Annotated in this window: 9 protein-coding genes; 7 read left to right on the forward strand and 2 right to left on the reverse strand. The window is 57.9% G+C overall.

All coding sequences use genetic code 11. The annotated features are described in order from the left end of the window. Positions 1-7: 7 nt before the first annotated feature. A complete protein-coding gene (locus ACSEXW_RS10495) occupies positions 8-871 on the reverse strand; it encodes a helix-turn-helix domain-containing protein (protein WP_438446083.1) in 864 nt (287 codons plus the stop codon). 166 nt (positions 872-1,037) lie between these two features. Here ACSEXW_RS10495 and ACSEXW_RS10500 point away from each other — a divergent pair, with 166 nt between their 5' ends. Next, positions 1,038-2,327, forward strand: coding sequence for a Gfo/Idh/MocA family protein (locus ACSEXW_RS10500; protein WP_438446084.1), 1,290 nt, complete (start codon positions 1,038-1,040; stop codon positions 2,325-2,327). Positions 2,328-2,390: 63 nt separating this feature from the next. Here ACSEXW_RS10500 and ACSEXW_RS10505 read toward each other — a convergent pair whose 3' ends face one another. Then, a complete protein-coding gene (locus ACSEXW_RS10505) occupies positions 2,391-3,236 on the reverse strand; it encodes a hypothetical protein (protein ID WP_438446085.1) in 846 nt (281 codons plus the stop codon). A 178-nt stretch (positions 3,237-3,414) separates the two neighbouring features. On the opposite strand from ACSEXW_RS10505, the gene ACSEXW_RS10510 reads away from it, so the two are divergent. The 6 genes from ACSEXW_RS10510 to ACSEXW_RS10535 all read left to right on the forward strand — a co-directional run bounded on the left by ACSEXW_RS10510 (position 3,415) and on the right by ACSEXW_RS10535 (position 12,870). Next, entirely contained in the window at positions 3,415-5,238 is a 1,824-nt protein-coding gene (locus tag ACSEXW_RS10510; RefSeq protein WP_438446086.1) for a sensor histidine kinase, read from the forward strand. 28 nt (positions 5,239-5,266) lie between these two features. Then, positions 5,267-6,790, forward strand: coding sequence for a helix-turn-helix domain-containing protein (locus tag ACSEXW_RS10515; RefSeq protein ID WP_438446133.1), 1,524 nt, complete (start codon positions 5,267-5,269; stop codon positions 6,788-6,790). A gap of 265 nt (positions 6,791-7,055) precedes the next feature. After that, entirely contained in the window at positions 7,056-7,937 is an 882-nt protein-coding gene (locus ACSEXW_RS10520) for an ABC transporter permease (RefSeq protein ID WP_438446134.1), read from the forward strand. A gap of 2 nt (positions 7,938-7,939) precedes the next feature. Further along, entirely contained in the window at positions 7,940-8,806 is an 867-nt protein-coding gene (locus ACSEXW_RS10525; RefSeq protein WP_438446087.1) for a carbohydrate ABC transporter permease, read from the forward strand. A gap of 81 nt (positions 8,807-8,887) precedes the next feature. Beyond that, positions 8,888-10,462, forward strand: a complete 1,575-nt coding sequence (locus ACSEXW_RS10530; protein WP_438446088.1) for a type 2 periplasmic-binding domain-containing protein — start codon at positions 8,888-8,890, stop codon at positions 10,460-10,462. 77 nt (positions 10,463-10,539) lie between these two features. Beyond that, on the forward strand, positions 10,540-12,870 hold the full coding sequence (locus ACSEXW_RS10535) for a GH36-type glycosyl hydrolase domain-containing protein (protein WP_438446089.1): 2,331 nt from the start codon (positions 10,540-10,542) through the stop codon (positions 12,868-12,870).

Genomic DNA, 12,870 nt, shown 5'->3' on the forward strand with positions numbered 1-12,870 from the left:
GAACCGGTCAGCTTCGGTAGAGATTCCGGTAGGAGCGGGGGGAGCGCCCCGTCAGCTTCTTGAAGATCTTCCCGAAGTGGGAGAAGTTCTCGAAGCCGGTGAGCTCCGAGATCCGGGTGATGCTTGTCTCGGTCTCCCGGAGCAGCCGCTCCGCTTCCTTCACCCGGGTCGTAGTGACGTATTCCGTAAAGCTGAAGCCGGTGATCTCCTTGAATACTCGGCTCAGATGGCTCTTGCTGATATAGAACTGCTTGGACAACGAGTCGAGGTCCAGCGGTTCCGCATAATGCGCATTGATATGACGGACGATGTCCGTCATTTTTTTTTGGACCGGGGAGGGCTCGTAGAGGGGGGCTTCCTCTTCTCTGCGGGCTTGCCGAGCGGTGAAGAGGAGCAGCTCGCCTGTCATATGCCGGACATGCAGACTATAGCCGGGCGGCTGCTCCTGAAGCTCCACTAGAAGCGAGCGCAGCAGCTCCTCCACCTGGAGCCGCTCCTGCAGATTGAGCCGCAGCACAGGGATGCCCTTGGAGAAGGGGGACAGGAGCAGCTCCCGTTCCTCCGGAGCATACGCCTCGAAGTAGGATGGCTCGAAGTAGAAGACGATCCGTTCATGGTTGGGCACGCCCATGTCCGAGGTTTTGTGGACGGCGGCGCTGTCGATGATGACCAGATCCCCCGGGTGGACGGGATAGGCGCTGTCCTTGATAAAATAATTCCGTTCACCGGAGAATAAATAATAGATCTCATACGCAGGATGATAATGATTGGTATCCATGGAATAATGCCCGGTCCGGCGGTCGAACTCGATGCGGAGCGGCCCTTGAGGGCCGCCGTAGCGGAGGGCCTTCGGCAGCTGCTGGATGCTCAAGAAAGGAGCCCCCTTTCGAATAACTTTTTGATTATTATAGCAAAAAAAGCGGGGTTTGTGGATAAATTGAGCGTAAAAGCGGAGAAATGATTCTCGCGTTGAGGTACATTGTAAGCGTACACGATGATCTATCGTAACGCGAGATCCGGAGAGGGGATAAGAGGAAATGGCGAAGAAAAGATATGTTCAAGTGGGTATCGGAGGGCGTGCCCAGTTTTTCTGGGGAGCCATTGCAGAGAGCTTCCGGGAAACCTCGGAGCTGTTGGCCTTCTGCGATATCAACCAGACCCGCATGAATTACGCGAACAAGCTCTTGACCGACAAATACGGCCATCCGGCCGTGCGCACGTATAAAACCGACGAGTTCGACAAAATGATCGAGACCGAGAAGCCGGACTACGTCATCGTCACCAGCGTGGACCGGACCCATCATACCTACATCATCCGCGCGCTGGAGCTGGGCTGCGATGTCATCACCGAGAAGCCCATGACCGTGGACGCCGAGAAGTGCAAGGAGATTCTCGACGCCGTAGAGCGGACGGGCCGCAAGGTTCGGGTCACCTTCAACTACCGCTATGCCCCGCACCACACCAAGGCCCGTGAGCTAATCGCTTCCGGCGTCATCGGCAATGTGACCTCCATCCACTTCGAGTGGCTGTTGAACACCCAGCACGGCGCGGACTACTTCCGTCGTTGGCACCGGGACAAGCGCAACAGCGGCGGCCTCTTGGTCCACAAGTCCACCCACCACTTCGACCTGGTGAACTTCTGGATCGGCTCCCAGCCGGAAACGGTGTTCGCCTTCGGCGATCTGCTCTTCTACGGCCGCGAGAATGCGGAGAAGCGCGGCGTAACCGAGTTCTACCAGCGCGCCACCGGCAACCCGGTTGCCAAGAAGGACCACTTCGCCTTACACATGGACGAGAACGAGAACCTGAAGGCCATGTACTTGGATGCCGAACATGAGGACGGCTACCAGCGCGACCAGAGCGTCTTCGGCGACGGAATCAGCATCGAGGATACCATGGGCGTTATGGTCCGTTACAAGAACAAGGCGATCCTGACCTATTCCTTGAACGCCTACATGCCTTGGGAGGGCTACCGCATCGCCTTCAACGGCACCAAAGGCCGCATCGAGATGGGCATCGTCGAGCAATCCTACGTCAACTCCGGCGGAGACAAGGCGCTGGAGGGCGCGCTGAAGGGCAAGCATATCACCGTGTTCCCCATGTTCGGCGCACCGTACGAGGTGGACGTGGTGGAAGGCGTAGGCGGCCACGGCGGCGGCGACCCGGTCCTCTTGAACGACCTGTTCGGCACCCCTTCCGAGGACGTGTTCAACCGCGCGGCGAACCACATTGACGGCGCACGCTCCATCATGACCGGCATCGCAGGCAACCAAGCCATCCGCACCGGACAGCCGGTTCGCATCAGCGATCTGATCCAAGGCATCTAAATATACAAGAGCCATCCGCTCCGGGACATAGCCCGGCCGGATGGCTCTTTATTTTCGGGAGGATTACCCTTCCTCTATGTAGCGGAACGGGCCCAGTGTGAAGTGGCGGGAAGCGTAGCTCACCGGAGCTTCAACGGTGCCGATATATTGAGGCTCCGCAACGCCTTCGATCAGGAGTCCGATCGCAGCGGAGAAGACCAGGTCCCCGCCCTCCGCTCGGAAATGGACGATGCTGCCGAATCCCAGTTCATCCCGGATGTGGGCTACTCCGTATTCCTTAACCATGTCGCTCAATGGAATCGTGCCGGTCCGGCCGCCGGCTTGAATCTGTCCCAACCATTCACCGTTCCGGCTTATCTTCTGAAAAACGATGGATTCCCGAATCGCCCCCAGGTATTCCTCCGGCTTAAAGATATGGTCGGCGAATGGCAGGGCTCCGGCAGCTTCGGCGCCCTGATATTCGATGAGATGGAGCTCTTCGACGGAAACTCCCGTTCCGGAGCCGATCGACAGCACCACGGCCAACTCCGCTTCTCCGTCAGCATCGTAATCGTGGACCTGCAAGACGGGAAGGACCCTCCTAGGAGTCGTGAAGATCCAGTTCATACGCCGCTCCTTGGAGCCAATCCGCAGCACGGCGCCCTCCGGCTCGGCTGGAAGCAGGCTGATGTCCTGCTCAGGCAGGGTGACGCCGAGACTCTCCGCCGCATCCGGCTGGGAGCCGGCCAGGCCGGCGGCGTCCAGCACGGAGTCTCCAGGCTCCGGTGACGAGGCCTCCGCGGTGGCGGCAGGCACCGATGGCGCCGATGCCGGACCCACGGCCTCCGGGCCGGTCCGGCCCGCCTGGCATGCCGCCAGCAGGATGCTTAAGGATATAACAGGAGTCAGCAGTCTCCCTAACGGTCTCATGAATGGACCCTCCTCTTTGGTTCTTCCATATGGACGGGTAATACCGGAATCCGGTTCACTTCCCGGTCAATGGGGTTGGAAATATGGGTTGGCTGTCTGCCGGCACGGCACATTGTCACCCTAGATTCAGGATGCTAAGATAAGGGCATCACCAATACGATTCCAAAAGGACGTTCATATGGCCCTAATAAGACGGATCCGCCGCTTGCTGTCCGGTGTTCAGCATATGAAGCTGCATCGGAGATTTATGGCCAGCTATATCTTGGTCTGTATTCTTCCGCTCCTAATCGTAAGTCTTATCATTTACTACCAGTCGGCAGACAGTCTGGAGGAAGCCTCCCAAGAATTCGCGTCGCTCTACACGTCCCAGATCGAGACCTCCATCCACGACTTCATCAATGAATACGACCGGGTGACCAAGTCCGTCTTGATCGATAACGACATTCTCTCCCGGCTGGGGAATGAGGAGAGTCTCTCCATGGAGGAGCTCATCGCCAACAAGAATACGATAAACCGGATCTTGATGAGGATGGCGGTCCTGAAGCCGGAGGTCGGCTCCCTCGTTCTGATCACCAGGGGGAATAACGTCTACCAGCATTCCACCAACTCCACCACGGTGAACGAAAGCCTCCTGCTCCAGATGAACTGGTACAAGCCGGGTCCCAACCCGGAGGATACCTTGTTCATCACTCCCCTTCACGACCGCTCCTACTACGAGGACAGGGGCGAAGGGGCCGTGCTCACCGTCGGCCGGGTGCTCTTGAACGCCAACGGCACTTATGCGGGGGTCCTGCTTCTGGACCTGGATCCCTCCAAGCTGCTGAAGCTGAACGAGAACTTCATGGTGGCCCGTGACCGCTACGACATGAGGGTGGTCATCCGCACACGGACCGGCGGTCTGGTGTACCATTCGGACCTGGTCAGCGGCCGGAAGACATGGAAGCAGCTGTCCGCAAGCGACCTGGAGGCCACGGAGGCCCCGGAGGACCGGAAGGATCTGATCGTGCTGACCGGCGGCACGGGCGAAGACAAGCTGGTCGTCACCACGGAGATTCCCCGGGAAAAGCTGCTCCTGAAGATCGGCAAGATGAAGGTGACGACGCTCCTCGTTATTGCCGTAAGCCTGCTGGTCATCATCGTCATCTCGTACGGAATGAGCTCCTACATCACACGGCCGATCATGAATCTCCGCAGAAGCATGAGACAAGCGGAGGCGGGACAGTACGAGCCAATCGAGAACAAGATGCCCAATGACGAGATGGGGAGCCTGGTTCACAGCTATAACAAGATGATCGTCACCATCAGAACCCTGATCGAGGAGGTATATCTGGCCGAGATCAAGCAGAGACAGGCCAAGTTTCTGTCGCTGCAGCATCAGATCAATCCCCATATGCTGTACAATACCCTGGAGTCCATCCGGATGAAGGCACTGGTGAAGGAACAGGACGAGATTGCGGAGATGATCAAGATCCTGGCCCGGATGTTCCGCCTCTCCCTGGGGAAGGATGCCCATCAGCACACACTTCGCCATGAGCTGGAGTATACGGTGAATTACCTGAAGCTCCAAAATATCCGCTATGCCGACCGGTTCAAGCTCCATGTCCATCTTAAGGAAGAACTGCTCGGCTGCTCCATTCTGCCGCTGGTGTTCCAGCCGATCGTCGAGAACAGCATGAATCACGGCTTCGTCGATTACAGCAGAGAAATGAACATCGTGCTGGAGGGGGAAGCGACGGAGGATGGCGACCTTCGGATCCGGATCTCGGATGACGGGCTCGGGATGGGGCCGGACCGGGTGGAGGCCCTGAACCGGAGCCTGCTGGAGGCGGGGGCGAACAAGAGGAAGCTGGAGGAGCTTCCGGACACCCCGGGCCGGAGCATCGGCCTGAAGAACATCGCGGAGCGGATCAAGCTTCAATATGGGGACCGGTACTACCTGACGGTGCAATCCGCCCAAGGCGAGGGAACGGTCGTGGAATTATTGATTCCAAGAAGAGACTAGAGAGGAGGCGATCCTTCTGAAGCTGGTAATCGTAGACGACGAGCTGGGGATCATCGAAGGCCTGCAAACCATCGTCCGCCGTTATCTGCCGCAGTGCGAAGTGGTCGGGACGGCGCATAACGGCAATGAGGGCCTGCAGACAGTGCTGGAGCTTGCACCGGATATCGTCATTACGGATATCCGTATGCCGCAAGCGGACGGGCTGGAGATGATCCGAAGGTTGAAGGCCGCCGGCTGCAAATCCAAGTTCATCGTCTTGAGCGGGTACGCGGAATTCGAATATGCCCGCAAGGGCATCGAGCTGGGCGTGAAGTTCTACATCAACAAGCCGGTGGAGGAGGAGGAGCTGGAGGAGTGCGTCACCAAGGTCATTGCCGAGATCGAGGGCGAGCGGGCGCAGAGCCGGCAGTGGAGCGAATACGTGCTCCGTGATATGCTGGACAACGGCTATGACGTGAATGTCCATGGGAGCGAGGTGCAGCAGCTTCGCTGGTTGGTCCCGGGAGGCTTCTATGCCTGTCTGCTTCTGGAGCCGGACCGGGAATCCGAGGGGATGAGGGAAGACCGCGCCGAGTCCCAGCTGACTCGTGTGGAGCAGATCTTCCGCCATTACGGACGGGTCCAAGCCATCCGCTATGCGGGCAACCGGCTGGCCGTCCTGGTCATGGAAGGGAAGGAGATGAATGAAGCGGCTCTCGTCCGGACCGTCCGGAAGCTGCAGGAAGCCGTCTCGGAGGAATGGGGCTGTCCGGTATCCGCCGGCATCGGCAGAGCCTATCCCATCTTGGGCGGAATCGGCCGCTCCTTCGAGGAGGCCCAGCAGGCGCTCCGCTACCGGGTGATCAAGGGGGCCGAAGCGGTCATCGCCTACGGGGACATCGAACGGCTGGCCTCCGGCACCAAGAGCGTGACCGAGGAGGATATCGGCTCCCTGGAGAAGTGCATCGACGAGATGGATGCTGCAGGCAGCGCCGCCGTCATCGGCCGGATCTTCCGGTCCATCGAGTCGGAGAGCGCCTTGAGCCTGGAGGCACTTCAGCAGATATGCTCGATGATTCTATTGGCCGGCATGATGCGGATGCCATATATGCAGCTGGGGGATTTTGACGGGAGGCAGCTGTTGACCTTGGAGGGTATTGCCCGCTGCAGGACGATGGAGGAGCTGAAGGCGGGAGTGACGCGGACCATTGACGGCATCATCTCCCAGAAGCTCCGCAGCATTCCGAGGAAGAAGGACGTCATCGCCGAGATCAAGGAATACGTGGCGGCCCATTATGCGGGCAACATCACCCTGGCGGATCTGTCGGCCCGGTTCTTCCTGAATCCGTATTACTTGAGCCAGCTGTTCAAGGAGAAGACGGGAGACACGTACCTGAGCTATCTGGTGGGAGTCCGGATGGCCAAGGCGAAGGAGCTGCTGGAGGAGACGGACCTGAAGGTGTACGAGATTTGCCAGACGGTGGGATACTCGGACACCAACCATTTCAGCAAGCTGTTCGAGAAGCAGAACGGCTGTACGCCCAGCGAATATAGAAAAAAATGCAAGCCGTAGAAAAAAGCAGGAGCGCCCCCTTCCCGTCCTATGGGAAATGGGGCGTTTTTTGTCGAAAAGCTTAAAAGTGGCATGGTGGAAACTTAAAAATCCCCCTTTGTGCTTCAAGGGGAATCCGGGTATATTTTAGACATGAAAACGGATTCACCTAGAAATAGAAATAAGAAGGATGGGGAGAAACCACATGCAAACCACACTGTCTGCCAAAGGCAAGCCGTCGGTCGGCCGGACCGCACTCAACCCTGCCGCAAGGCTCTGGGACAATATGAGGCGATTCGGAGCTCTCTACCTGATGGCGATTCCGGGGCTGGTCTTTATCGTCATCTTCAAGTACATCCCGCTCACCGGCTCGCTGATTGCCTTCCAGGACTATTCCGTCTTCAAGGGCATCATGGACAGTCCATGGGCCGGCTTCAAGCACTTTGAGACCCTGCTGCATTATCCGGACTTCGGACGGGTGTTCTCCAACACCCTGATCCTGGGCTTCCTGAAGCTGGTCTTCGTCTTTCCCGTTCCGGTCCTCTTGTCACTTATGATCAACGAGGTCAAGAACGCCTTGGTGAAAAAGGGAATCCAGACCGCCCTCTACATCCCGCACTTTCTCTCGTGGGTTATCGTGGCGGGCATCGCCTTCGACCTGTTTGCGGTAAACGGCCTGTTCAACGTCGTCATCGGCTGGTTCGGGTACGATCCGGTTCTCGTCATGCAGGAGAGCTCTTTCTTCCGTGTGGTCTATGTCTTGACCGGCTTATGGAGGGACGCAGGCTGGGGCACCGTCGTCTACATGGCGGCCATCAGCTCCATTGACCCCCAGCTCTACGAGTCGGCCATGATGGACGGGGCATCGCGAATCAAGCAGATCCGGTACGTCACGTTTCCGCTCCTGCTGCCAACGGTCCTGGTACTGTTCCTCCTCGAGATCGGCAACTTCATGGAGCTGGGCTTCGACCACGTCTACAACCTGCTGACGCCGATGACCTACAGCGCCGGCGATATCCTCGACACTTACGTGTTCCGGACGGGTATCCAGCAAGCGCAGTACAGCTTCGCCACCGCAGTGGGACTGTTCCAGTCGGTCATCGGCTTCGTTCTGGTGTTCACCTTCAACAGATTGTCTAGGAAAGTTTCGGACGGGGGGCTCTGGTAATCATGTTCATGTCCAGGGGAGAGAAGACATTCGGCTTCGGCATTCTGGTTTGTCTCAGCATCTTTTCGATCATCGCGTTAATCCCGCTTTTGTCGGTCATCTCCGTCTCGTTCAGCTCAAGCCGGGCCGTGGACCTGAATCTGGTCACCGTCTGGCCGAAGGAGTTCACCTTTGATTCCTGGTCCTACCTGCTGGAGCGGTCGGATCTGTGGCGGTCATTCTTCCTGACGCTCGCCACCACGCTCATCGGCACCTCCGCCGCCCTCCTCGTCACCGCTCTGCTGGCGTACCCGCTATCCAAGAAGGAGTTCCTGCCGAGCGGTATCCTGATGGTGGCCGTAGTGATCACGATGGTGTTCAAGGCACCGATCGTGCCCTACTTCCTGACGGTAAGGGGAATCGGGCTGTACAACAACCCGCTGGTTCTCGTGGTGCCCCATGTCTTGAATCCCTTCAATCTGATCATCATGCGGACCTTCTTCAAGCAGTTCCCGAAGGAGCTGGAGGAGGCGGCGTTTATGGAGGGCTGCGGCTACTTCCGGCTGCTGTTCCAGTTCGTGCTACCGCTGTCCAAGGCCGTGCTGGCCACCTTGGCCCTCTTTTACGGCGTGGTAGTGTGGAATCAGTTCCAGCATCCCCTCTTCTTCATCCAGAATCCCGATTGGTTCCCGCTGCAGATCAAGATCCGCCAATTCATCTCGGACCCGAATGAAATGCCATTCGTCGAGTCCATCATGGATATAAATTACAACGAGCGCACCCTGAAATCGGCCACCGTCGTGTTCGCCATCATCCCGGTCATTCTGGTGTACCCGTTCCTCCAGAAGTACTTCGTCAAGGGAGCCATGATCGGCTCCGTAAAAGGCTGATTCCAGCTTCGCCAGAACCGGTTTAGAAGCCCAAGTGCTTTTAGATATTGATTACATCCATCCTTAAGGGGGAACTCTCACATGTCTTGGAAAAAGATGAGCGCCGTTGCGTTAACGGCTGTTATGGCGGCATCCGTCTTCGGCGGCTGCGGCAAGAAGGAAGAAGCGGGAGAGACATCCAAGAAGCCGGCGGCAAGCGCCGGGCAAGAGGAAATCGTCGATCTGGAGATCTGGTACACGAATCTGGGCTACAAGCCCATTGAGAAGGGCAGCAAGCTGTACGAGTTTTATAAGAAAACGCTGGGCGTCGGCGTCCTGCATCCTTATGTGGAATGGAACGGCGGCACCACTTATCTGAACCAGCTGAATATGAAGATCGCCGCTAATGAAATGCCGGATATGTTCTTCCCGCAGCAGGGCATCGAGGCCAGCCTGGCGAAGAACGGCGCGATTGCGGACTTGACGGAGCTGCTTCCCAAGTATGCGCCTAACCTATGGAACGCCGTTCCGAAGGAAGTGTGGGAGATCGTGAAGGCCAACGACCCAACGGGCCAAGGCCGGATCTACTATGTGCCGGGCGTGCTGGATTACGGCAGAATGGGCGGCTTGATCCGCAAGGATTGGCTGGATAAGGCAGGCCTTCCCATGCCGAAGACCCAAGAGGACTTCGTTAAGGTGCTGGAGGCGTTCCGGGACAAGGATCCGAACGGCAACGGCCAGAAGGATGAGATTCCGACCGGGGGACGAGAGCAGGCGGCCTGGATGGACCACCTCTTCGCCATGTACGGCGTGGCTATGAACGAGGGCAAGCCGGATTGGGACATCTACGACGGGAAGCTGACCTACTCCGCCGTCACTCCGAACATGAAGGCGTCCCTGGAATTCATCGCCAAGCTGTACAAGGACGGCTTGCTGGATAAGGAAACCCTCTTGAACAACAAGGCCAAGTGGGACGGCAAGATCGATTCCGATAAGGTCGGCATCTATTACCACTGGGCGGAGGATGCAGGCGGCCACATCGAGAAAATCTTCAAGAACACCAACGTGAAGGGCGATTATACCGTTCTGCCGATTCCGGAGGTACCGGGCTACAAGGGCTTCTATACATTGAAGAAAACCCAGAACCCCGTCTGGGTCGTGAAGAACAACAAGGATCAGAAGAAGCTTCTGGCCACCATGAAGCTCCTGAACAACTTGTATGACAAGTCCAAGTGGGAGGATCTGTTCTACGGAGCGGAGGGCATGCATCATGAGGTGAAGGACGGCAAGAAGGTGTCCATCGTGCCGGACAAGAGCACGCAGGAGAACAAGCTCTTCGCGCCCTACAATGATCTGGATACCCTGGATTACAAGTCGAACCTGCTGAAGACGGCCACCTCGGAAGAGCGGGCGTGGGCGCTGGGTCAGAATACCCGGAACATGAAGGAAAACCAGAAGTACGTCAAAACCATTGCCGGCGACGGCTTGCCTGCCAGCATCTACGACGGCTTCGCCGATATTAACAACCGCACGCTCTATGTGGAGTATGCAACCAAGATCATCCTGGGCCAATACCCGATCAGCAAGTTCGATGAATTCGTCGAGAAGTGGAATAAGTCCGGCGGGGAAGAGGTCACGAAGCGCGCCAGAGAGTGGTACGCGAAGATCAAGAAATAAGAGCGGTCTGAACGCAATTCATAAGAGGCAGTCCACATCGCTGGACTGCCTCTGTGGCAGAGAGAGGAGTCTGGATGATGTACGGTCAATTTGCCAAGGGCGGGATGGAATATGAGATCCATACGCCGAAGACCCCGTCCCGGTGGTTCAACTACCTTTTCAACGATACCTATTACATGGAGGTTTCCCAGACGGGCCAAGGGAATAGCATGAGCTTTCTGCCCAATTACCGCGAGTTTAACGGCGAGGGGTACAAATATTTCTACATCCAGGATCAGGAAACGGGGGAAGTGTGGTGTCCTGCCTACCAACCCTTGAAGGGCAGACGGGAGTCGTTCCGGTGCACCCATTCCCTGGGATGGACGGAGCTTAGGTCTACGCATCAAGGGATTACGGCGGTGATCCGGGTCTTCGTTCCCCGGGAGGGCATGTGTGAAATCTGGAGCGTCACCTTGAAGAACGAGTCCGGCAGGGCACGCCGCCTGTCCTTGTTCTCCGCCTTCTCCATCGAGAACGGCGGGGTGATGGGCAGCAAGTGCCAATTCGACGCGGACAGTCAGGTGCTGGCCAGCTTCTCCTTCCCGTATCATGTCTTCTACGAGGAGAAGGAGAAGTGCGAAGATCATTCCAATCTCATCTATCTCTTCTCCGACCGGCCCGTGGAATCGTACGATTGCAGCGAGCGGCGCTTCTTCGGCACGGACGATCCGACGGAGGTTCCGGAGGCGCTGGAGAACGGACGGTGCTCGAATACGCTGGCCGAATCGGTGAACCCGATAGGGGCATTCCAGCATGTCTGGACCCTGGAGCCGGGAACGGAGGAGGGGGTCCATCTGGTTCTGGGCTGCGGCCGTACAATGGAGGACGTGAAGGCATGGAAGTTAAAGCTTCTGGAGAAGGGCTTCCCGGTCCTGCTGCAGGAGGTGGAGGATTATTGGAGGAAGGTATGTGAGCGTTTCCATGTGGAAACGCCGGATGAGGACCTGAATCACTTCATGAACTATTGGCTGAAGAAGCAGATCGTCATGCAGGCCCGAAACAACCGGATGACCAGCTACTGCCCCATCCGCAACCAGCTGCAGGATGCCTTGGGCTATGCCATGGTGGATCCGGAGGGCGCCTTGGGCTACATGGAGTCGGTGCTGAAGGATCAGGAGCGCAGCGGCTATATTAAGCAATGGATCATGACGGACGGCTCCCCGCCCCAGAAGCTTTGTCTCCTGAAGCACAAGGACGGACCGGTCTGGCTCCTCGTCTGCTTCCTGGTTCTCGTTCATCAAGCGGGCGAGCTCTCGTTGCTGGACCGTCAGGTCGGCTTCAAGGATTCGGAGGCAACCGCATCCATCTACGAGCATCTCCTGCTGGCCGCCGAGTACATGGCCGGTGACATCGGCGCCCACGGCCTATGCCTCATGGGGCATGGCGATTGGAACGATCCGATCAACGGACCGGGACGGCTCGGCCGGGGCGAATCCGCGTGGAGCACCATGGCGCTGCTCTATTCGATCCGCTCTCTCCTGCCGCTCTGCGAGAGGAGAGGAGATGCTGCCGCAGTGGACCGCCTCAGGCGGATCGCTGCCCGGCTGGACCAAGCCATCAACGATACTTGCTGGGACGGCTTCTGGTATGTGGCGGGCTTCGATGACGAGGGGGATCCCTTCGGGACCGCGAAGGATGACGAAGGCAAGCTTTTCCTGAACACCCAGACCTGGGCCATCATGAGCGGGGCCGCACGGGGAGAGCGCCTGGAGCAATGCCTGGCCGCCATCGACAGCCTGGATACCGCCGCAGGTCCGCTGCTGCTGGACCCGGCCTTCTCCGAGTGGAATCCCAAGTGGGGACGGATCAGCATCAAGCTGGCAGGCACCACCGAGAACGGCTCGATTTACTGCCATGCTTCCATGTTCAAGGCGTTCGCCGACTGCCGAGTGGGACGGGGTGCCCAAGCCTATGAGACCATCATGAAGACGCTGCCGACGAATCCGGAGAATCCTCCGGAACGGAATCTGCAGGTGCCGATCTTCGTCCCTAACTTCTATTTCGGTCTGAAGGATTCGCCCAACTTCGGGCAGTCCAGCCTGCACAACTCCACCGGTACGGTAGGATGGATGCTGTGGACCACCCTGGAGTACCTCCTCGGTGTCCGGTCCACCGTGGAAGGGGTTCTCCTCGATCCGTGCATCCCCGCCGAGTGGAGCGGTTATCAGGTTACCAAGGAGTTTCGGGGCGCCCGGTACAGGATCACCGTCGAGAATCCCGAGGGTGTGTCGGGTGGCCTGGCCAGCATCCTCGTCAACGGGCAGCATTGGCAGGATTCCCTTCTGCCATATGCGGAGGGAGAACAGTATGAAGTTCTAGCAGTACTGGGAAGCAGCACGCTCCCGGCTGCCGGAACAAGGAGGCTCTGA

Origin of the sequence: Oryzibacillus soli (assembly GCF_051594765.1) — a bacterium.
In the GTDB taxonomy this organism is placed as follows: Bacteria; Bacillota; Bacilli; order Paenibacillales; family NBRC-103111; genus Paenibacillus_AR.